This is a genomic window from Corynebacterium sp. MSK047 (assembly GCF_030232285.1).
GTDB lineage: Bacteria > Actinomycetota > Actinomycetes > Mycobacteriales > Mycobacteriaceae > Corynebacterium > Corynebacterium jeikeium_D.
The window spans coordinates 51,511-73,112 of the sequence record NZ_JASPJI010000001.1; the positions used below are offsets into that span (position 1 = coordinate 51,511).

At 58.2% G+C, this 21,602-nt stretch carries 19 protein-coding genes and 1 tRNA gene; 10 read left to right on the plus strand and 10 right to left on the minus strand.

Annotated elements, in window-relative coordinates; translation table 11 throughout:
• Positions 1–17: 17 nt before the first annotated feature.
• Together QP981_RS00165 and QP981_RS00170 are read right to left on the minus strand one after the other, a co-directional pair.
• Positions 18–212 (minus strand): DUF2613 domain-containing protein, encoded by a 195-nt coding sequence (locus QP981_RS00165; protein WP_005510537.1) that lies wholly within the window; start codon positions 210–212, stop codon positions 18–20.
• A gap of 196 nt (positions 213–408) precedes the next feature.
• Complete coding sequence (locus tag QP981_RS00170) at positions 409–888, minus strand: universal stress protein (protein WP_005510532.1); 480 nt, start codon at positions 886–888, stop codon at positions 409–411.
• A 184-nt stretch (positions 889–1,072) separates the two neighbouring features.
• Between QP981_RS00170 and QP981_RS00175 the strand changes: the two genes are divergently transcribed.
• Genes QP981_RS00175 through QP981_RS00185 form a run of 3 tightly spaced genes read left to right on the plus strand, consistent with a single transcriptional unit; the run spans position 1,073 to position 4,268 of the window.
• Entirely contained in the window at positions 1,073–2,404 is a 1,332-nt protein-coding gene (locus QP981_RS00175; RefSeq protein WP_284857229.1) for an MFS transporter, read from the plus strand.
• Positions 2,405–2,460: 56 nt separating this feature from the next.
• Positions 2,461–3,630: a sensor histidine kinase gene (locus QP981_RS00180; protein WP_284857228.1), complete on the plus strand. Its 1,170-nt coding sequence runs from the start codon at positions 2,461–2,463 to the stop codon at positions 3,628–3,630.
• Positions 3,627–4,268, plus strand: a complete 642-nt coding sequence (locus QP981_RS00185) for a response regulator transcription factor (RefSeq protein WP_284857227.1) — start codon at positions 3,627–3,629, stop codon at positions 4,266–4,268. Before QP981_RS00180 ends, QP981_RS00185 begins: the two co-directional genes overlap by 4 nt.
• A 138-nt stretch (positions 4,269–4,406) precedes the next feature.
• Here QP981_RS00185 and QP981_RS00190 read toward each other — a convergent pair.
• A tRNA-Gly gene (locus QP981_RS00190) sits at positions 4,407–4,477 on the minus strand.
• Positions 4,478–4,742: 265 nt separating this feature from the next.
• On the opposite strand from QP981_RS00190, the gene dcd reads away from it, so the two are divergent.
• Both dcd and QP981_RS00200 read left to right on the plus strand, forming a co-directional pair.
• Complete coding sequence (gene dcd, locus QP981_RS00195; RefSeq protein ID WP_005511764.1) at positions 4,743–5,324, plus strand: dCTP deaminase; 582 nt, start codon at positions 4,743–4,745, stop codon at positions 5,322–5,324.
• A gap of 201 nt (positions 5,325–5,525) precedes the next feature.
• Positions 5,526–6,908, plus strand: coding sequence for a UDP-glucose dehydrogenase family protein (locus tag QP981_RS00200; RefSeq protein ID WP_187404904.1), 1,383 nt, complete (start codon positions 5,526–5,528; stop codon positions 6,906–6,908).
• Here the strand turns inward: QP981_RS00200 and QP981_RS00205 are convergent.
• The 3 genes from QP981_RS00205 to QP981_RS00215 form a co-directional block, all read right to left on the minus strand.
• A complete protein-coding gene (locus QP981_RS00205; protein WP_284857225.1) occupies positions 6,905–8,332 on the minus strand; it encodes a YibE/F family protein in 1,428 nt (475 codons plus the stop codon). The genes QP981_RS00200 and QP981_RS00205 overlap by 4 nt on opposite strands.
• 544 nt (positions 8,333–8,876) lie before the next feature.
• Complete coding sequence (locus QP981_RS00210) at positions 8,877–10,247, minus strand: pyridoxal phosphate-dependent aminotransferase (RefSeq protein WP_502869775.1); 1,371 nt, start codon at positions 10,245–10,247, stop codon at positions 8,877–8,879.
• A gap of 147 nt (positions 10,248–10,394) precedes the next feature.
• Positions 10,395–10,931 carry a YceI family protein gene (locus QP981_RS00215; RefSeq protein ID WP_187404902.1) on the minus strand — a complete coding sequence of 179 codons (537 nt, stop codon included), beginning with the start codon at positions 10,929–10,931 and terminating at the stop codon, positions 10,395–10,397.
• A gap of 304 nt (positions 10,932–11,235) precedes the next feature.
• Between QP981_RS00215 and QP981_RS00220 the strand changes: the two genes are divergently transcribed.
• The gene (locus tag QP981_RS00220; RefSeq protein WP_187404901.1) at positions 11,236–12,360 is read left to right on the plus strand and encodes a CE1758 family FMN-dependent luciferase-like monooxygenase; all 1,125 of its coding nucleotides are present in this window, start codon (positions 11,236–11,238) and stop codon (positions 12,358–12,360) included.
• Entirely contained in the window at positions 12,357–13,124 is a 768-nt protein-coding gene (locus tag QP981_RS00225; RefSeq protein ID WP_187404900.1) for an FMN reductase, read from the plus strand. Before QP981_RS00220 ends, QP981_RS00225 begins: the two co-directional genes overlap by 4 nt.
• 50 nt (positions 13,125–13,174) lie before the next feature.
• Here QP981_RS00225 and QP981_RS00230 read toward each other — a convergent pair whose 3' ends face one another.
• The gene (locus tag QP981_RS00230) at positions 13,175–13,366 is read right to left on the minus strand and encodes a hypothetical protein (protein WP_005511778.1); all 192 of its coding nucleotides are present in this window, start codon (positions 13,364–13,366) and stop codon (positions 13,175–13,177) included.
• A 518-nt stretch (positions 13,367–13,884) separates the two neighbouring features.
• Between QP981_RS00230 and QP981_RS00235 the strand changes: the two genes are divergently transcribed.
• The 3 genes from QP981_RS00235 to QP981_RS00245 are packed head-to-tail and all read left to right on the plus strand — an operon-like array spanning position 13,885 to position 15,808.
• Positions 13,885–14,478: a hypothetical protein gene (locus QP981_RS00235; RefSeq protein WP_187404899.1), complete on the plus strand. Its 594-nt coding sequence runs from the start codon at positions 13,885–13,887 to the stop codon at positions 14,476–14,478.
• Between the two features lie 47 nt (positions 14,479–14,525).
• On the plus strand, positions 14,526–15,200 hold the full coding sequence (locus QP981_RS00240; RefSeq protein ID WP_005511744.1) for a hypothetical protein: 675 nt from the start codon (positions 14,526–14,528) through the stop codon (positions 15,198–15,200).
• Positions 15,201–15,208: 8 nt separating this feature from the next.
• Positions 15,209–15,808: a hypothetical protein gene (locus QP981_RS00245; protein ID WP_005511781.1), complete on the plus strand. Its 600-nt coding sequence runs from the start codon at positions 15,209–15,211 to the stop codon at positions 15,806–15,808.
• Between the two features lie 140 nt (positions 15,809–15,948).
• Here the strand turns inward: QP981_RS00245 and QP981_RS00250 are convergent, their stop codons facing one another.
• The 3 genes from QP981_RS00250 to QP981_RS00260 all read right to left on the minus strand — a co-directional run bounded on the left by QP981_RS00250 (position 15,949) and on the right by QP981_RS00260 (position 21,478).
• Positions 15,949–16,602 carry a response regulator transcription factor gene (locus tag QP981_RS00250; protein ID WP_016421571.1) on the minus strand — a complete coding sequence of 218 codons (654 nt, stop codon included), beginning with the start codon at positions 16,600–16,602 and terminating at the stop codon, positions 15,949–15,951.
• 133 nt (positions 16,603–16,735) lie between these two features.
• Positions 16,736–17,842 (minus strand): histidine kinase, encoded by a 1,107-nt coding sequence (locus QP981_RS00255; RefSeq protein WP_284857260.1) that lies wholly within the window; start codon positions 17,840–17,842, stop codon positions 16,736–16,738.
• Between the two features lie 249 nt (positions 17,843–18,091).
• Positions 18,092–21,478, minus strand: coding sequence for a (Fe-S)-binding protein (locus QP981_RS00260; RefSeq protein WP_284857223.1), 3,387 nt, complete (start codon positions 21,476–21,478; stop codon positions 18,092–18,094).
• Positions 21,479–21,602: the final 124 nt, after the last annotated feature.

Here is a 21,602-nt window from a genome sequence, read left to right on the forward strand (position 1 = left end):
GGGTTAGCGTTAAGGGCTTAACGCTGACCGTACTCGACACCGCCAAGCAGAGCGTCATCGGTGGAAACAGCCTGTGCTTCCGGAATTCGGTCTTCGGTCAGAGCCTGGCCGATGCCGAAGATAGCGGCACCACCGAGAAGGGCGCCAATGAGCGCCGAGGCCAGGGCAGGGCCAACGCTACGACGCTGCTCGGAATCAGTTTCGTATGCCATGTTGAGGACTCCTCGTGTGCATTAAGTCAATACTGTTTATAAAACTACACTCTGTGACATCTGTAAACCAGTGGAACAGCTGGGAATCTCTCCCTGCCTTGAATTTTGGGTGGTTTCAGCGGTCATTGAGTTTTCTTAGTTGAGAGATTAACCCATTTTCTATCAGCTAAGTAAGTTTTTAAAAATTTTCTAGAAATTATTCCTTTTCCCCCGGAACGACAAGGACCGGGCGGCCAGCATTCTTCAGCAACGCGTCAGAGGTCGAGGCGGTAAACAGACCACGCAAACCAGTCACACCGCGAGTGCCGGAGATAATCACGCCCGCATCGAGGTCGTGAGCTGCATCGACGATGGCCGACCAGATAGTAGTTTCGGTCTCTACCAAGTAAGGCTCGGCGACGAAGCCGGCCTCAGCGGCAATCTGCACACCCTCACGGCAAATACGAACAGCCTCGTCGTGTGCCGGATCGCCGTCTTCAGTAGTGGCATCCCAGTCGGGCTGCATCATGCCGGAGGCGCCAGCAGTGCGAGCAGCAGCACGCTGTAGAGGCTCCCAGGCAGTCAGAATGTAGGCCTTCTTAACGCGCAGCAGTTTTCCGGCGTAGGCCAGCGCCCGCTTGGCTTCGTCGGAGCCGTCATAGGCAATGAGCATGGAATCAGAAATCGGTTCAACCATTTTCAGTTCAATCCTTACGTCAGAGATAGCCGAAAGACTGTCAATAGATACAGAAAAAGAGATGTCGCTGTAGTCCAGGATAGGACAACAGCGACATCGAGTACGTCAATCTTTAAAGCTACTCCGAACGAGCGGCTTGAATCAGATAGAGAGTCATTAACAGAAAGCGGTAACGTCCACTGTTATGGCAGCAGAACAAAATCCAGGGCAACCTCAATCAAAAGTTCCTGGGTCCTCGAAGAACGCCATTGCACTCGGCGTCCCCGTCCTTGTCATAGCCGTAATCGTTGCGGCGCTGAACTTGCGACCGAGTATCGCGTCGATCGGTCCGGTGCTCGATCAGCTCCTCTCCGACCTCGGCGCATCCTCCGCCTTTGGTGGTCTGATTACGGCCATTCCGGGGCTCGCGTTTTTCGCGATTGGGTTGTCCGCGGTGTCCGTCGGCAAGCGCATGGGTTTAAGCGGCGCACTCACACTGTCTGCAGCGTTGCTATTCGTCGGTCTTGCGGTGCGCCCGTGGGTGAGCAGCATCTGGCTATTCCTGTTGTTTACTGCGTTGTCGGTTGCTGGCATTGCGCTGGGAAATGTGCTGCTACCTGCGTGGATTAAGGTGCACGGCGGTCGCCATACGGTCGTGCTGATGATGCTGTACTCCAGCATGCTCGCCCTCGGCGGTGGACTGGGGCCGGCGACGGCATTTTTGATTAGCGATTCTCCCGAGACATCTGCAGGTGGTATCGAAATGTGGCGCTGGGCGCTTGCCGCATGGGCAATCACCGCCCTGGTGCAGCTCGTCGTGTGGTTGCCGCTGCGTGCACGCATCGGATTCGACTACCCGAAGGCGCCGGTCAGTGCCTCGGCAAGCACACCAATCTGGAAGTCACCGACAGCCATTGCACTGGCAGTTTTCTTCGGCGTGCAGTCGATGAACGCCTACGTGCTCATGGGCTGGATGCCGAAAATGCTTATCGACGCAGGTATCAGCGTAAACATAGCCACTGCAGCGTCCATGATTGTTCAAGGGTTGGGCATCATCGGCGGGCTGCTGATGCCGCCGCTGATTGCACGGCTCCGCACCATGTCCTACGTTGCCTTTGGTCTCGGCTGCCTTTTCTTCCTCGGTTATGTGTTGATGATTTTGATTGACCAGCGGGGAACGGCGGAAACTGGTGCTGGATACGCGATTGGGGCTGCGTTCCTGCTGGGTGTGGGTGGTTTTTGTTTCCCCATGGCCATCGCACTGATTCCGGGCCGCACGCGCAGCCACGAGCTGACCGCGCGACTGTCCGGCTTCGTGCAGCCAATCGGCTACATCTTCTCCGCAGTCGGCCCCTTCCTGGTAGGCGTGGCCGCCGGAACCGCGGAAACATGGACACCGATTCTGGTCGTGCTGCTTGGCACCACGGTGGTGCTAGCAGTGCTTGGGTTGATTGTCGGTCGGCCAACGTACATTGATGACGAACTGGCCGACCGTGGTATCGGCGAAAAGAAGCCGGGACGTATTCAGCTCGACTGAATTTAGGGGAGTTAGCTCCACTGTATTTGGACACGGGCCAACTTAGCTTTGAAACTATGACAAAGAAAAAGAATTTAATCGCGCTGGCCTGGAGTTTTATTCTCGGACTGCTGTTCATTCCGGGATTGATTGTCTCCGCTTTTCTTCTGCCCTGGATTCCGCTCATTGGCCGCGGTGCCGATTGGCTCTCCCGGTGGGCAGCATCGTGGTCCGGCACCCCAATCGCCAACCGCGTGACCAATCGCTGGTTCGACATCCGCAACTTCGTCAACCTGCTTGTCCAGTTGGCCATTGGCTTTGTCACCTTCATAGCGTGGGTCGGCGGCGGGTTCACTGTCGGAGTGCTCTTCGCTGCACCATTCCTGGTTGATGAAGTGCAGTTTTTCAGCTGGACTCTGACTGACCCCACACAGAAAATCGGGGTTGCCTGGGTTTTCGCCATCGTCTTTTTGGTGCTGACCATCGCCATCAACCTCGGTGCCGGCCTGCTGTCCATTTGGCTCTCTCGCGTCATCCTCGCACCATCCAGTGAGGAAGTCAGCCAGTCCCGCGATGTGCTCATCGACTCTTTCTCAGGCGAGCGCCGTCGCATTGAGCGCGAGCTTCACGACGGTCCGCAGCAACACCTGACCGCCTTGAAACTCAACATCGCTGCTGCTCGCATGGGTAAGACTGAAGAAGAAGTAGCCGAGGCGCTCTCCGCCGCCGACCGCAATGCAACGCAGGCTCTTGCGCAGCTGCGCTCCGTGGTGCTTGGCATTGCCCCGCCAGTGCTTTTCGAAAATGGCCTAGTCGCAGCAGTAGAGGAATTGGCAGCGCACTCTGGCATGGAGGTTTCTGTTCGTGAGGACGGTGTCTCCGACTTCGGCCCGATTGATGAAACCACAGCGCTGCTCGCTTACCACAGCGCAGCGGAGGGGCTGACCAACGCCACCAAGCACGGTCATGCCGATCGAGCTGATATCACTCTCGCGGTTCAGACTCCGAAGAAGGCGCTCGTGTCCCATCTGGGTACGCTTACGGTCACTGTGCGCGACAATGGCGAAGGCCTGGAAAAACCAACGAGTGCAGACGCTGTAGACGTCGTAAAGCATGACAGTGGAACCGGCATTGCGGGCCTGCGCGAACGGGCGGCAGCGCTCGGTGGAACCGTGGAACTCACCAACGCCGACGGTGGAGCCCAATTGCTGCTGGAACTGCCGATTCGCCAAGGAAGGACGCGATGAAAATACTGCTGGCAGAGGACTCCGTACTCCTGCGCGAGGGGCTGACCGGCCTGCTGCGGGCACTGGGGCACGAGGTCGTCGCCGTCGGCGATGCTGATCAGCTGCTCGCCAACGCCGAAGGGCAGGCGTTCGATGTTATCGTCACCGATGTTCGGATGCCGCCGAACATGCGTGACGACGGACTGCTCGCGGTCTCCACGCTTCGCCAGGACAACCCCGACCAGCCGGTTGTGGTGCTCAGCCAATACGTGGCGGCCAGCTACCTGGATCGCCTGCTGCAGCATAGTGGCTTTGGGTACCTGCTTAAGGAACGCGTCTCGGATGTCGAGCACTTCGTTGCGGCGCTGGAAGAAGTGCGTGGCGGCGGTACCGTGGTCGATTCTGAAGTGGTTGCGACGCTACTGGCCGCAAAGCAGGACGGCATCGCCGAGCTGACTCCACGTGAGCGCGAAGTGCTGGACCTGATGGCGCAGGGGCTTAGTAATAAGGAAATGGAAAAACGCTTGGTGCTAACCGCCGGTGCTGTGAGTAAACATGTGGCGAATGTGTTTTTAAAGCTCGGCTTCCAACCGGAAGATAACAACCGTCGTGTCAAAGCAGTGTTGCGGTGGCTGAGATATACGGCGCCATCGACTTAGGCTTAGGTTGTGCTGCGCAAGAGCGTTACTCGGATGTGCTAATCGGAGTTGTTTGGTTGTTGTGGCACCGCGGGATGTAGCTGAAAAGCAGCGGAAACAAAAATGAGGCTCAGCTTGACGCTGAGCCTCATTGGGCGGAGCCGATGACGGGAATCGAACCCGCGCCGCCTGCTTGGGAAGCAGGAGTTCTACCATTGAACTACATCGGCACACAGTAGGCGGAATGATTAAAAGCACGCCACGGGATTGGCACAGTAGGTGTGGCATGCAGGCAATCAGTCGCCCTCTGTAACTTCAATGTAGCACTCTCGATTCGTGTCGAAAAAATTGGTCTTGAAGACCCTCTGTCCGTCTTTTCGGGTTAATCGCTGATCTCCTTGTAGGACCTTATCCAGTCCTTCCCGGGGGATTCAGTGCGGGCATATCCTGTAACCCGCACACGCTGTGTATTACAGAGCGGTTAAGCTGGTCTATGTGTTGCTCTCAGATCGTGATATTCGTGCCGCTATCGATGCCGAAGGCTCCGGCCATCTCGGCATTGATCCTTTTGACCCGAAGATGATTCAGCCTTCGTCCATCGACGTGCGTCTGGACAAGTTCTTCCGAGTTTTTAACAACTCGCAGTACACGCACATCGATCCGAAGTTGCCGCAGGAAGAGCTGACATCCCCGCACGAGGTTCCAGAAGGGCAGCCCTTCATTCTTCACCCGGGCGAGTTCGTCCTGGCATCGACCCTGGAGTACTTCACTATTCCTCCGCACTTGGCAGGCCGCCTGGAAGGTAAGTCTTCGCTGGGGCGTCTGGGCCTGGCAACGCACTCGACCGCCGGCTTTATTGACCCAGGTTTTTCAGGCCACATCACGCTGGAGCTTTCCAACGTGGCCAATCTGCCCATCGCACTGTGGCCAAACATGAAGGTCGGCCAGCTGGCACTGTTTAAGATGTCCTCCCCGGCGGAGGTACCGTATGGCTCCGGCAAACTCGGTTCGAAGTATCAGGGGCAGCGCGGCCCGACCCCGTCGCGTGCGTACCTGAACTTCCGCGATGAGGAATAAGGCACCTGAAACTCGGGATATGAACTCGGAATATAAATGAATTGTGAATAGCCCCGAGTGAATTCTCGGTGAAGAAATGGAAACAATTGTTCAATAAAGAGTTTTCGCAGGTGAAAAGCCTAAATATGGGCCTTTAGTTCACACCATTTAAGGGTTAAATCGGCTTGATGGCCTTTTATCTTTCGATAAATAATAGCCCTTATGCGTATTACGGTTATTGGTACGGGTTACCTTGGCGCCACTCATGCCGCGGCGATGGCGGAGTTAGGCCACGAGGTTCTCGGCGTAGATGTTGATCCCGCCAAGATTGAGGCATTGTCCGCAGGCCAAGTTCCTTTCTTTGAGCCTGGCTTGCCCGAACTGCTAAAGAAGCACGTTGAGTCAGGGCGACTACGTTTCACCACTAACTACGACGAAGCCGTTGAATTTGCGAACGTCCACTTCGTAGGTGTCGGAACTCCGCAGGTTAAGGGCTCGTACGCCGCCGATGTTCTCTATGTGGACGCCGCCATTACCGAATTGGCTAAGCGCGTCGTCGGCAAGCATCTAGTGTTTGGTAAGTCCACTGTGCCCGTCGGTACCGCACCGCGCCTGCAGGAGCTGGCTGCGAAAATGATTGGTGAGCGCGCCGCAGCCGGTGATGAGCAGTTGAAGAACACCAGCCTCGAAATCGCCTGGAACCCGGAGTTCCTGCGCGAGGGCTTCGCGGTAAAGGACACCCTGGAGCCGGACCGTGTGGTGCTGGGCACCCAGAAGCCGGGCATGATCCTCAATGGTGCGGGTCAGGAGGTCGAATCGATTGCCGAGGCCAGTTTGCGCGAGTGCTTCGGCCCTATCTTCGAGCGCGAGACTCCGCTTATCGTCGCGGACACCGCCACCGCAGAGCTGGTGAAGGTGTCGGCAAACGCATTCCTCGCCACCAAGATTTCCTTCATCAACGCGGTCTCTGAAATCTGTGAGGTCACAGGTGCGGATATCACTACGCTTGCCGACGCCATCGGTATGGACGCCCGAATTGGCCGCCGCTTCCTCAACGCGGGTCTGGGCTTCGGCGGCGGTTGCCTGCCGAAGGATATCCGCGCATTCATGGCCCGTGCCGGTGAGCTGGGCGTTGACCAGGCGCTGACCTTCCTGCGTGAGGTCGATGCGATTAACATGCGTCGCCGTGAAAAGACCGTTGACCTGGTACGCGGTAGCTTCGGCGGCTCGCTGCTCGGCCACACCGTGACCGTGCTGGGTGCGGCCTTCAAGCCGAACTCTGACGATGTGCGTGACTCCCCGGCGCTGTCGATTGCCGGTTCGCTGTCGTTGGCAGGCGCTTCGGTAAGCGTTTACGACCCGCAGGCCATGGAGAACGCCAAGAAGAATTTCCCGACCTTGGAGTACGCACCGAGCATCGAAGCGGCCCTGGAAGGCTCGGAGATGGTTGTCGTCGCCACCGAGTGGCAGCAGTTCCGCGACATCGACCCGGTGGCTGTGAAGAAGCTGGTCAAACGCGCAGCGGTGCTCGACGGCCGCAACTGCCTGCCAGCCGACCAGTGGCGTGCCGCAGGCTGGGATGTCACCTGCCTCGGCCGCGGCTAAATGCTAGCTGCCCTCGAGCGCTTCGGAAACTTCATACCCTCCGGGGCCACGGTATAGGCGGCGATGAGGGTGGTAATCGGCACTGCGAGTACCAAAGCCACCGCACCGATGGTGGAACGCAGCAGCTCTGTGGCCACGACATCGGATGTCAACGACTGCATCAGCGGCCGGTCGGAGACGCTTAACAAAATCGATAGCGGCAGTGCGGTGCCGAGGTACGCCAGTACCAGCGTGTAGACCATCGACGCGATGTGGTCGCGGCCGACGCGCATTGCCGAGCGGAAGACTTCCATAGGCCGCGACCGCGGAGCTGCTTCGTAAAGCTCCTGGACGGTCGAGGCCTGGGCGATGGTGACGTCGTTAAGCACGCCCAACGCGCCGATGATGAATCCCGCCAGAAGCAGACCTGTGACGGAGACGTCAGGCAGGTAAAGCTGAATGAGTAGGTTGTCCTCGTTGCCGAGACCACGTAGCTGTGACGTGGAGATTGCAAGGTTGGCCAGGCCTGCCGCCAGCACCATCGTGGTGAGTGTTCCCGCCAGTGCGGAAGCTGACTTCCAGTTGATGCCATGTACGAGGAAGAGCACCGGGAAGAGGATCGCCGCGCCCGCCGTGATAGCTAAGACCACAGGATCGCCGCCGCGTAGCAGTGCCGGAACGAGGAATCCCATCACTGCGGCCAGCGTGATGCCAAGACCAATGAGGCTCAAGACTCCGCGAGTCATGCCGACGAGGATGATGAGAAGTACTGCCGCGCCGAGCCACAACCAGATCGTCGTGGTGCGATCCATGTCCAGGAAGGTGTAGGTGTTTCCGATGTTAGCGGTGTCGACAACCTGATGAGGTGCGAGGTCGACGACATTAGTGTCGGCCGCGGGAGCCTCGGGAGCCACGGGAGCTGCGGGTGCTTCTGCGCCGGATTCAGGTGTTGGTTGCTGCTCCGGGGCTGGAGCCGGCGCCTCTGCATCAGGAGCAGGCTCACCCTCTGCGCCCTCAGGGGCGGGCGCGGGAACAACGCCGGGAGCCGGTGTCATCAACCCCGGATCCGGCACGGCACCATTGTCGACAGCTCCGGTACCGGCCGCGTTTGGACGGTGAATTGCCAGGACGACCTTGTCACCCTCCTCCAGCTCAATCTCGCCGGGCAGGCCGGATGCCTCCAGAAGCGTCTTCTTGCCCTCGTCTGGGCCCGAGGTCAGCTCAATGACCGAGAGCTGGCACTTCGGCGCCGCGGGGTCGTTGAGGGAGGCCGTCAGCCCTGGCCGCGGCTGGTCATCGAAGGCACGTCCGTTGTCAGGCGAATTGCACGCGCTGACGCTGTGCTTTACGACGGTTCCCTTGACCGTCTCTGCAGCTGACGTCTGTGACTGCAGGAATCCCGGCCCTGGGCTCGGAGCTTCGCCAGATGGCCAGAGTCCAATCACTGCGAGGAAAGTGGCAATGCCGGCAACTGTGAGAACTGTGGCCAGTAAGCGACGTGCTCTTGTGGGGTTGTGCCGCGGTTTCGTCGGTTTTGGTTTGGCTTGTGCAGGTTCGTTTTGCCGTACCGGTGCTGGTTTTGAATGTGCGGCAGGCTCTGCATGTCGTGCTGGGGCAGCCGAGGTTGCAGAGTTGGGTTGATTCGCGGTATTGACAGCCCGGAACCGGCCGGTAGGGGAGCCGCTGTTCGAGTTCTTCAGTACGTCGAGATGCGCGCCTATGTCGGAACCCGCAGCGATGCGAAAAGGTTGCTGGTTGCCAGAGTTCATTGAATCTTTTGAATGCCTGCCCACCCTTAATAACCTAATCGCTGCACCAGCACCGGAAGGCGTACCGCCATTCCGGCGCGCCGGGCCGTGGTCATCAGCGCTATGGCCCACCTATCGATGCAATACTCACTCATCGATGCGCTCCAGTGTGTCCATAAGTGAATAGCGCATCGATATGTGAGAAGGGCAGAACCAGCAGCATGCGCAACCTTAAGTACTGCTACTGCTTGTAGCTGACCAGGAAGTTGCCCAGGCGCTCGATAGCTTCCTTCAGGTCGCGTGCCCATGGCAGGGTGACAATCCGGAAGTGATCCGGCGTCGGGTAGTTGAAGCCAGAGCCGCCGACCATCAGGATCTTCTCTTCACGCAGGATGTCGAGCATCAGTTTTTCGTCATCGTGAATTTCGTAGACGTTCGGATCCAGCTTCGGGAATGCGTACATGGCGCCCATCGGCTTCACGCAGCTTACGCCCGGAATTGAGGTCAGTCCCTCGTAGGCGACATTGCGCTGCTCCAGCAGGCGACCGCCTGGCAAGATCAAGTCCTCGATGGACTGGTAGCCGCCAAGTGCCACCTGAATGCCGTGTTGAGCAGGGACATTCGGGCATAGACGGGTGCTGGCCAGCAAGTTGATGCCCTCGATAAAGCCCTCTGCGTGGCGCTTCGGGCCAGTCAGCACCATCCAGCCCGCGCGGTAGCCGGCCACACGGTAGGTCTTGGACAGGCCGTTGAAGGTGATACAGAGCAAATCCGGGGCCAAGGAGGCAGTGGAAATGTGCTCTGCATCGTCGTAGAGGATGCGGTCGTAGATTTCGTCGGAAAGCAGCAGGAGTGAGTGCTCACGAGCGATATCGACGATGGCTTCGAGCGTCTGGCGTGTGTAGACCGCGCCGGTCGGATTGTTCGGGTTGATGATGACAATCGCCTTCGTGCGATCCGTCACCTTCGAGCGAATGTCTTCGACATCCGGGGCCCAGTTATTCTCCTCATCGCACGTGTAGTGGACGGCCTTGCCGCCGGCGAGGGTGGTTGCTGCAGTCCAGAGCGGGTAATCCGGAGCTGGAATGAGGACCTCATCGCCCTCGTTGAGCAGCGCCTGCGTGGTGATGGAAATCAGCTCGGAGACGCCGTTGCCCAGCCAGACGTCGTTGACGTCGAAACGGGGGAAATCCGGGTCCATCTCATAGCGCGTGACGACGGCACGGCGTGCGGAGTAAATACCCTTGGACTCGGAGTAGCCCTGTGCGTGGGGGAGGGCGCGGACCATGTCCTGCACGATGGTGTCAGGTGCATCAAAGCCGAACTTTGCCGGATTGCCGGTGTTGAGCATCATGATGCGGTGGCCGTCGGCCTCCATCTGTTCGGCGAGAGTAGTCACCGGACCGCGAATGTCGTAGAGGACGTTCTGCAGCTTGGAGGATTGGTCCAGTGTCTCCAGTGGAGTGCGGCGAGGTGCCCTGATGTTTCCACGACGGGCGGCAACACGGGCAGCACGGGACTGCTCGGCCTGAGCGGCCTGCGCAGCCTGAGCGTCCTGCGTTGTCTCGTTGGTGGTTTCGGTGCCCTGGGAAGTGTCTTTACTGGAACTCACCTGTCTAAGCATGCCACTTTTTTGCTCCCGCACCATGCTTTTCTCACAGCGGGGGCAGATTAATTGCACATTGATTGCGCAAAAGCGTCCTGCATGAGGATGCAGGACGCTTTCTGGGGTTCTGAGTGCTGGGGTTTCGGCTGTTAGTTACTGCTTAACTGCGGAGCCGTCGATCTGCAGGGAGATCTCGTTTCCAATCAGGATGCCGCCAGTCTTAATCGGTGCGTTGTACTCAATACCGAAGTCGGTGCGGTCAATCTTGGCAGCTGCCTCGAAGCCAACGCGAGTCTGGCCCCACGGGTCCTCAGCGGAGCCGAAAATGTCGACATCCAGGGTGACCGGCTTGGTAACGCCATTCATGGTCAGGTCGCCGGTAACGGTGGCCTTCTCCTCGCTCTGGAGCTCAATGGAGGTGGAGACGAACTCGAGGGTCGGATTCTCGTCGGTGCCGAAGAAATCCTTCGAGCGCAGGTGGTTGTCGCGCTCTTCATTGTTGGTGTTGATGGAATTCGCCTGAATGGTTGCCTTGACCGTGGATGCCTCCGGCTTGTCAGCGTCGAAGGTAATAGCGGTCTCGAACTCGTCGAACTGGCCGTGAACCTTAGTAATCATTGCGTGGCGAACGTTGAAGCCAACGGTGGAGTGCTGAGTATCAAGAACGTAGTTGCCAGACTGAAGAGCCATGGTGAATCTCCTAAAAGTTAAAAAGTGTTTCGAATCTTTCGAAGTATTTTTGTCCGCCGGAACCAACTTCCGGTGTTGACATGTCAACTATAACCAGGGCTGTGGTGATGTGTCAACAAATTTCTAGGAAAATGCCGGATAATTTTTAGTAACGCACATCCGGTCGGGCGATCGGTTCGGGGTTTTGTCATGGCCGGGCGAGGCTCCTTTGGTTGGAGGCGGTTCATATGGAGTCGTTTTAAGTGCTTATGCCCAGCATAACAGGCGTTGACATGTCAACAACTGCTATTTAGGATTGAGAATTATGCAATTCGGAATTTTTACAATTGGCGACGTCACAAAAGATCCCACGACTGGACAAATCCCTACTGAACATGAGCGAATTAAGGCAACTGTCGCCCTAGCGAAGAAGGCCGAAGAGGTCGGCCTCGATGTATTTGCTACTGGCCAGCACCACAATCCACCGTTTGTGGCACCGGCGAATCCGCCGATTTTATTAGCCAACCTCACAGCACAGACCGAAAATCTGATTCTGTCGACTTCGACAACGCTGATTACCACCACCGACCCCGTGCGCATCGCCGAGGATTACGCCTACCTCCAGCACCTTTCCGAAGGTCGCATTGATCTCATGATGGGCCGCGGCAACACCGGGCCGGTTTATCCGTGGTTTGGCAAGGATATTCGCAAGGGAATTCCGCTGGCCATCGAGAACTATCACCTGCTGCGCACTCTTTGGCGTGAGGAGAATGTGGATTGGCAAGGTCAATTCCGCACTCCGCTGCAGTCCTTTACGTCCACACCGCGCCCGCTCGACGGTGTAGCACCTTTCGTGTGGCACGGCTCAATCCGCTCCACTGAGATTGCTGAGCAGGCCGCCTTCTATGGGGACGGCTTCTTCCATAACCACATTTTCTGGAATATCGAGCACACCACAGCCATGGTCAATCTCTACCGCCAGCGCTTTGAGCACTACGGTCATGGTGCTGCTGATCAGGCAATCGTCGGGCTTGGCGGTCAGGTCTTCGCCGCTGAGACGGAGAAGAAGGCCAAGGAGATTTTCCGCCCATACTTCGACAATGCCCCGGTCTATGGACATGGGCCATCTCTGGAAGAATTCGAGAACATCACTCCACTGACCGTCGGCACGCCTGAGCAAATTATCGAACGTTACCTGGGCTATGCAGATGCCGTTGGCGACTACCAGCGACAGCTCTTCCTCATCGACCACGCCGGCCTGCCGCTGGAAATGGCGTTGGAGCAGGTTGAAATCCTGGGAACCGAAATCGTTCCGGTCCTGCGTGAAGAGTTTGAGCGCCGCCGCCCGGCGCACGTGCCTTCCGACCCGCCGACGCATGCCTCGCTGGTTGCCGAAGGCGTAGATTCCCCGCACCTTCTCGTCCGCCCGGCTGAAAGGAATCAGCAGTGAAAAAGCTCGTCGTCGTAAGTGCTGGTGTTTCCGATCCATCAACCACGCGCATCCTTGCCGACCGCATCGCGGAGGCCGTCGAGGCGCAGGTCTCCAAGCGTGGCGAGGGGCTCCAAATTGAGTACGTCGAGCTGCGCGAACTCGCTGTCAGCCTCGGCACTGTGATGTCCACAGGGCTTTACGACGAAAAATTGCGCGCCGCCCTCGAGACTGTCAGCGGTGCTGATGGATTGATTGCCGCGACCCCGGTGTTCGCAGCGTCTTACTCGGGGTTGTTCAAGATGTTTTTCGACGCCCTGGATAAGGATGCGCTGACTTCTATGCCGGTCATTATTGCTGCGACGGCTGGCACAGCACGACATTCGTTGGTGCTGGAGTATGCGATGCGTCCGCTGTTTAGCTACCTGCGCGGCACGGTTATGCCGACTGCTGTATTTGCAGCCACTGAGGACTTTGGTGCTGGCGATGGTGCCGGAAATGGCGCCGGCGGAGTGTCCGGCGCGGAGATGAATAATCGCGTGGTGCGTGCAGCTCGTGAGCTTGCCGAGTACCTTGTCGGTGTTCGCTCGGCCGTAGTCGGTTTTGGTCCAGATTTTGGGAACGAAGCTGAAGAAAAGGGTGCGGCGCATTCAGCGGGCGGGGTCAACGAGAGGAGTCAGGGTGTCAGCGAGCCGAACCATCGACGCAGTACAAACACGCGGGTGGATACTAACGTCACGGATTTTGCCACACTGCTAGAGGGGCTCGACGGCACCGCGAAGTAGCCGCGCTCACGTGAAGGGGCGGCAGAGGAGGGGTAGGGGGTCAGCGCTCTTTAGCGGCACCACGGGAGGTTGTAGTAGTCGCAAGAGAAGGTATCGGAAAGAGCGTATTCCTTAACCTGCAGGTCGTCGCTGCTGGTCGTAGCTGTCGGTGCTGCGGTAGCGGTCGGGGCGCCGGTCAGCGCGCTCAGGGAAAGTGCTGCGGATGCAATGGTGGTAGCAAGAACGGAAGTGCGTCGAAACATTAGGTAGTACTCCGAAAGATATCTGCCTCGGCAAAGTGTCAGGGCTTTGTGGACTGCCGGACTTCGCCAGTGATTAATAAAGAAATCATAACTATTTAATCAAGAGTGTGAAGTGTGGAGGTCTCTCTACCCGCCCGCGCCTGGGGGTGGCCATTCGGCTACTCTCTGGTGTCTTTATGTAGGTGGGCTAGTGGCCGAAATGTTGATTGTCTAGTACCAAGTGGCCGACCGAGGCATTTTTGAATTGGTTCAAAAGGCGTAGTTCTAATGCGTTTAAATTGATCGTCGAAATCTTATTGTTGCGCCCATAATTGCTGGTCAAGGTCAATTAGATGTCGTATTTTCGCGTGGCAGAAATCGGTGGGATTCCATTTTTGCTATGTGGATAATCGCTGCGGCCGTCGTAAAGCCAGTCGAAAATTTTCCATTACAAAACGCTGAATTTCGACTTACCTTTGCAGGTGTCAGTTCAAGTATTTCCTTACGAGTTGCTCGTCACATCCTGAAAGGATTTCGCCGTGAAGAAGACCCTGCTCTCCGGCTCCATTGCAGCCCTGGTTACCATGTCCTCGCTGGCTGTCGCCCCGGTGGCCGAAGCTGCCCCAGCCCCTACCCCGGGCACCGTCGGTGGCACCTGCTCCGTTGAAGGCCAGTCCGGCCAGTCCCTGAAGATCACCGGCTCGAAGTTCGAGGTCGAAGGTACTGCGACTGTCGCTAACTACGGCGACACCGACCTGCCGCTGACCCAGACCCTGAAGGAGGGCAAGACCAAGTCCTGGAATGTCGGCGGTTCGGTCGACTTCGACCTGCTCAAGCTCTTCCATGTCACCTTTAGCGCCGGCTACCAGTCCACTCAGACCTGGGAGGTTGGCCAGACCCTCGGCCCGTACCCAGTCAAGCCTGGCTACACCGGTGTTCTGGAGTATGGCTTCCTGAATCAGTCCTTCGAAGGTACTCACCTGACCTGTAAGGGCGGAAAGTGGATTGACGCGGGTCGTCCGTACTGGGGCACCATCCCGAAGGAGCGTCACATTCGCGTTTCCATGCGCGCCAACGAAGCTGATCGCTCCGTCGACGGTGCTGCTCCGCAGGTCAAGGAGTACGCCGTCTAAGACGGGCTGAGCCTCTTTAAGACCTCGAAGCAGAAGGAAGTTTCTCCATGTTGAGCCTGAAAAAGAAGGCCCTGGCCTGCGCGGTGATGGGTGCAAGTCTTCTTGCACCAGGCATCGTTGGACAGGCCGCGGCGACCCCGCTGACCCAGACCCCTGACCAAGATGAGCACCACACCGGTTTCACCAACACGGATAAGTGTGACCCGGTCAAGGATGCCAAGCGTCACCCCTGGGAACAGTGGATTACCGACGAATGGGACCGCTACAACGGCACTAACTCATTCACCAACCGCACCGACCGCCCGATTCAGTACACCCTCGAGGTGACAGAGGGAGTCAACGAGTCCGTAAAGGCCATGAGCTCCGGAAATATGTGGGACGTGTTCCTCCACGGGGTGAAGAACAAGTACGGCATCGTCGAGGTCAGTCAGTGGTCGGTTGGCGACAAGCTGGGCCCGGTGACCGTCAACCCCGGTGAGACCGTTCGCGCAGACTACGGCGTGCACATGAAGTCCTTCATTGGCCGTGTTCGCACCTGTGACCAGAAGACCGGCCTGTGGCGCGGTGAGCCCTACTTCGGTGAGTACAACGGCAAGGGGCCGTCGACTCGCTTCGTGGTCTGGCACAAGACCACCAAGGAGGGCGAGCACCGTCAGCAGTGGGCGCCTGTCAGCGGTAACTCCGGTGACGGCGGCCCGGCATCCGCCACGATTAACGACTAGGAGCAGTTATGAAAAAGCGTGTTGTCGCCATGTGCTTGACGACGGTCTTTGCGCTCGGACTCGGTGCTCCGACAGCGGTGGCCGCCCCGAATCCAGGAGCCGGTGAACCGTTCGCGCCGGAGGAGTGGGTACCAGTGCCCAAGCCGGCGGCAGTTGACCGCGGTCCGGCACCGGGAACCACTTGTGAAGCTCCGGGTTCGGTGGCTGAGTTCGTGGAAATCACCGGCTCTCGCTACGACGTTGAGGGCGTTGTCTCTACGAAGAATGACATCGGTGATGAGCCGATTCCGCTGACGCAGACCATCAAGGAGTCCAAGACCAAGAAGTGGTGGACCAATATCTCTGTCAGTGTGAAGGTCAGCAAGGAGCTCAACCGCAAGTACTCCTGGGAATACTCCCGAGAGATGGTTTGGAGCCTCGGGCAGAAGATCGGACCATACGAAGTGCGCAAGGGTGAAACTGGTCGTCTGAGCTGGGGATTCCTGGTTGACGAGTTCGCCGGACAGACAGTTCGCTGCAACGCCAACTCGAAGACGTGGGAGCCAATTGGGCGCAGCTACTTCGGTGTGGCTCCGCGCGAGCGACATGTCGAGGTGACGATCCAGTAGTTACACAGTTCTCTCTCCACACTCAGCACGGGTAAAAGGGGCATATTCGCGAAAGTGAATATGCCCCTTTTTGCTATCTATCTCGGGCCTGCAAAGGCTCAATTCAGAGCCGCTAACCGGCCAAATCTCAGAGCCCCTGGTTATTCTGCGGCAGCGGATGCCGGCGGGTGGAAGCCTGCGTCTATTGCTTTCAGCGCCAGGTCCAGGCGAGAGGTAGCTCCAAACTTATTGAACATGCTGGAGAGGTGCTTCTTGATAGTGCCCGGCGACTTGCCGAGTTCCTTGGCGATGTCGTGGTTTGACTTACCGCGGCAGATTAGGCCGAGAACCTCTCGCTCGGCTTGAGTGATCTTGTACGAGGAAATGTTGCGGGACGGCAGAGTTTTAATCAGCCGAGTCGCAGAAATCGGCGAGATGACGGTGCCACCCTGGAAGACATCTTCAACGGTGCCAATGACAGATTCCGGGCGGGCAGTTTTGAGAATGTAGCCATTTCCGCCGAGACTCAAGATTTTCAGCATTGTTTCATCGGTATCAAATGAGGTGATAGCGATGAATTTCGGTGGATTCTCCACCTTCTTAATGCGCTCAAGTAGCTCAACGCCGTCCATGTTGGGCATATGAATATCGGTCAAAACTACGTCAACGCCACCGCGGGCAATAATGTTGAGAGCCTCGTGGCCATCGCTGGCTTCATCGACCACGGTGATATGCGGTGCCTTCTTGAAATAGGTTCGCAGCGTCGAGAGTACGAGTGGGTCGTCGTCGACAATGAGAACCTTAATGTCAGACATCCGCGAACCTTTCATAGAAGTTATAAAAACCGAACAATATCTGTCATCGTGTGATATTACTACGCTAACCAGGACTTTTCGAGAGATATCTTCGTCACAGGCGGCTACTACATCAATCTTACGCTAGCGTAACCTACTGGTTGGTAGGTGGCATGTGGAGTTTGCAATTCCACACATTTCCTTCTCGTTCTGACGTGATGGAACCGTCCCACGGTCGCACTCGCCGATGCAGTGAGGAAAGCCCCAAACCGCTCGAGAGCATCGCCCGCGGCAGAAAATGCGGTAGCGCCTTCGATATCTGATTGCTGATGTCGAGCGTGAAGCCATCTTCTTCATTGCTCAGCGCCAGAATGTGAACGTTCGTTTGCGGTTCGCCGTACTTCTGAATGTTCGTGCAGAACTCCGACAGCGCCGGCGAGATAACCTCTGAAATCTGCGTCAAAGAGGGCTCGGTTTCGATCCTCGTGGCCAGCGAAACGTTAAACCCAGCTTCCTGTAGTTCATCTTTGGCCTGTTGGAGCACCTTGTTCATGCTGGGAACGCGCTCATCCTGGCCGATAGCTGAGGTCAAAGAACTCTCGTCGTCAGCGGATTTCAGCAGGGAAAGCAACTGGCGAAGCTGTAGCAGGCCTTCTCGGGAGGTCTCTGCGATGTCTTCCAGGGATTCTTCAAGTTTTTCATCGGTCCCTTCTCGCTCGATGGCGAGCGCCTGCGCCAGCATGGTTACGCGAGTAAAGGACTTGGCGGTGGAGTCGTGCAGTACGGTCGCCAACTCAAGGCGTTGTTCTTCCAGAGCGCGGTTAGATTCAATCGTTGCCCGCCGGCGTTGCTCTTTGTAGCGGCTGCGCATCATGCCGATGGCGTAGGCAATTACAAAAAGTAGTGTTGTCACAAAGGTCGCGACATGGTCGCGTGCGAAAGTACTTGTGTTGACGTCGTAGTTTGAGATCACCAACAAGAGCAACGCAGTGATTCTCGCCGGCATCTTGTTGTTGTTAGCACGCATCACTTCCACGATGAGAAGCGCGCAGAAAATCTGCATTGGAGCCTGCTCTGTGGGAAGGAAAGTCAATGCCAAGAAATTCGCTGGGACAACCACCATGGCAAAAAGTGGCAGATAGGTCGCCACAGCAACAAGAATGACCTGAAGGCCACCGATAATGGTCGGCAACAACAGATCAGAGTTGCTCTCGCGGAAAATTAGCGCATCGAGAGCCGTGAGAACCAGCGCAATGACCATCTCCACTGACCCCGGAGTCCTCAGAAAGTCCCTTATCTGTGACAGCGATTTCTTAATCACTACGCCAAGACCTCTTTCCACACCACAACGCGGTCATCTCTAACGGGATGCAGTAATCAATATATTGTCAGTGCGGTCGAGAGTGCCATTTGCATGATTAATGCCGTGGCGCAGGGGTCGTCGTAAAGCACAAAAAATCCGCCCGGGAAGAATAACCTCTCGGGCGGATTCCTGTTTACTTAGCGAGCGCTACTTACGTCGCGCCGATCCTGGCAGCGGAACTCCGTGCTGGTTGCGCGGAAGGTTCTTAGCGCTTGCCGACGGCGCCTGCGTCTCCTCGGCTGGGGTCTCAGTGGCCTGCTCGGTGGAGGTGGCATCTTCCGCCGACTGCTGTTCGGTAACCTCTGGTTGCGCCGGAGCCTGCTCTGCCTCTGGCTGAGCAGGAGCCTCCTGAGCTTCGGTTTCCTCTGCTGCCGGGGCAGGGGTGCTAGCGACTGGCTTGGCCTTGCGTGCGCCACCTGGGATTGGAGCGCCCTTGCGTGCGCCGCCCGGAACCGGAGCACCGGATGCGGTCTTCGGCTGCTCAGCTGCTGGCTGCTCGGACTCGGTGGCCGCTACTTCAGCAGCGGCTTCCTCGGAGGGAGCGGTTTTCTCGGCCTTCGGCTTCGCGGCCGGAGCTGCCTTCTTAGCGCCACCCGGAACCGGAGCGCCCTTGCGTGCGCCACCCGGAATCGGAGCGCCCTTCGTTGCCTTCGGAGCCTCAGTCGGAGCTTCGGTTTCTGCAGCTGCTGGCTCTGCCTGCGCGGCCGGTTTAGCGGCCTTGGCGCCGCCCGGAACTGGAGCGCCCTTCTTAGCGCCGCCTGGAACCGGGGCACCGCCCTTGGCACCGCCTGGCTTCGGAGCGCCGCCCGGAGCTGGAGCACCCTTCTTGGCACCGCCTGGGGTCGGGGCGCCGCCCTTTGCACCACCTGGAACCGGTGCGCCGGCCTTGGCACCGCCTGGCTTCGGAGCGCCACCCGGAGCAGGAGCACCCTTCTTGGCGCCACCCGGAGTTGGTGCGCCGGCCTTGGCACCGCCTGGCTTTGGAGCACCGCCTGGAGCTGGAGCGCCCTTCTTGGCACCACCTGGGGTCGGTGCGCCGCCCTTGGCGCCACCCGGCTTCGGAGCACCACCCGGCTTCGGAGCACCACCCGGAGTCGGAGCGCCACCCTTGGCAGCAGCGCCTGCAGCAGCACCAGCAGCTGCGGCACCAGCGCCGGCAGCGGATGCCTTCTCTGCCTTCTTCTTCTCGGCAGCCTCAGCCTTCTTGCGCTTAGCTTCCTCTTCCTCGAGGCGCTGACGCTCTTCCTCTTCAGCCTTCTTTGGATCGACCCAGCCACGCTCCGGCTGCTCAATCCACTCCGGTTCGCGTGCCTGCGGCAGCTCGCCGTCGACCTTCACGGAGTCGCGGAGCATCTGGGCGATGTCCAGGACCTCCGGCTTCTTCTCGTCGTCCTCGATGACGTTGTTGACGCCATCGTTCATCATCGTCTTACAGAACGGGCAGCCGATGGCAATTGCCTCAGCGCCGGTTCCGACAGCCTCTTCGGTGCGGTTTACGTTGATGCGCTGACCGATGGTCTCTTCCATCCACATGCGAGCGCCACCAGCACCACAGCAGAAGCCGGTGTTCTTATTACGCGGCATTTCGACGAGGTTGGCGCCGGACGCGCCAATCAGTTCACGCGGAGCCTCGAATACCTTGTTGTGGCGGCCCAGGAAGCATGGGTCGTGGTAGGTGACCTGGCGGCCCTGACCCGAAGCAACCGGCTGCAGGCGGTTAGCACGAACCAGCTTGTTCAGCAGCTGGGTGTGGTGGACAACTTCGTACTGTCCGCCCAGCTCCGGGTACTCGTTCTTGAAGGTGTTGAAGCAGTGCGCACAGGTGACGACAATCTTGCGCTGCTTCGGCGGCACACCGTCGAAGACCTCGTCGAGCTGCTCGATGTTCTGCTCAGCCAACATCTGGAAGAGGAACTCGTTACCAGCACGGCGAGCGGAGTCACCAGTACAACCCTCAGCCTGGGAGAGCACAGCGTACTTCACACCGGCGGTGTAAAGCATCTCTGCAACAGCCTTGGTGGTCTTCTTCGCATTGTCGTCGTAGGCACCGGCACAACCGACCCAGAACAGGTACTCGGTGTCGTCGAAGCTCTCGACATCCTCGCCCCAAATCGGGACAACGACGCCTTCCTTGCGGACCTCATTGATCCAGTCGGCGCGAGTGGAAGCGTTCTGGCCCCACGGGTTGCCCTTGGTTTCAAGGTTCTTGAACAGGCCAGCCAATTCGGTCGGGAAGTCCGACTCGACCAGAACCTGGTAACGACGCATATCGACGATGTGGTCGATGTGCTCAATGTCAACCGGACACTGCTCGACACAGGCGCCACAGTTGGTGCAGGACCACAGGACGTCCTGGTCGATGATGCCCTCGTCGCCATCACCAACCAGTGGCTTGGTCAGGAGTGCTGCGCCAGCGCCTTCGCCCTCGCGAGCGGTCTCGATAGTCTCGCCAGCCAGCAGGTACGGAGCGGAAGCGTAAGCGTGGTCACGCAGCTGGTTAACCAGCAGCTTCGGAGACAGCGGCTTGGAAGTGTTCCAGGCCGGGCACTGCTCCTGGCAGCGACCACACTCAGTACAAGAGGTGAAGTCCAGCAGAGCCTTCCAGGAGTGGTCGGTGACCACACCGGTACCCATGGAGTCAACCTCCGGGTCAGCCTCTTCCAGGTTCAGAATCTCGCCGTTAGAGGTCATCGGCTTAGCGCCAGCGAGTGCGTTGTAGCCGTCAGCGTTGCGCTTGAGCAGGATGTTGGCGAATGCCAGGAAGCGGTGCCATGCGACACCCCACGTCAGGTTGCGGCCGACAACGAAGAGCCAGACCATACCGGACAGCAGCTTAATCAGCGCGAAGATGGAGACCATGACTTCGGAGGCCGGCAGGACCTGTGCGATACCACCGGTGACAAAGTTTGCCCAGTTCCAGACCTCAGCGCCAGTGTCGCCGTGGTCGCCGTAGGTAGCCAGCTTGGCGGCCTTGACGAACATCATGCCCAGGCCCTCGATGAGGACGACAGCCTCAACGAAGTAGGCAGCGCCAGCGTTAGAGCCGTAGAAGCGGCTCAGGCGCTCCTTGCCCAGGTTAGTCTGGCGGACGATAATCAGCGCCAGGATGCCCAGGGTGGTGCCCAGGCCGAGCAGTTCGTCGATGAAGTGCCAGGCAGTCAGGTTCCGAAGGATTGGCCAACCACCGGCCGGCCAGAAGGTCTGAATGTACGCCTCGAACCAGACCAGCGATCCGAGGAGGAAGCCGACCATGACGAACCAGTGAGCCACAGCAACGCCGGGCTTCTTGGCCATCTTGGTGTGACCGATGATCTCGCGGATCATGGTCCAAATACGGGTTCCCCATTCACCGGTGTGACCGTAGGTCTTTTGGCCCACCATGATGGTCTTCACCATGTGGGTGAATCCCTTGATAAAGATGAACCAGCAGGGCAGGGACAACAGGACGCCAATAACGCCGACTGCCACGGTGAATCCGGTAGATTCCGGGATTCCCGTGTCAGCCGTCGCCGCGGCGAGGTTGAGCACGCTCATAATGTTCCTTCTAGGCTGGCTCAGCCAGGGTGATGGCTGAGTGAAAATAGTTCTCTTGTGAGTTCTATCACGAGCCGCGGACGCTTACCTAACTAATGTGCAAAATAGTGCTGAATTCATCGAT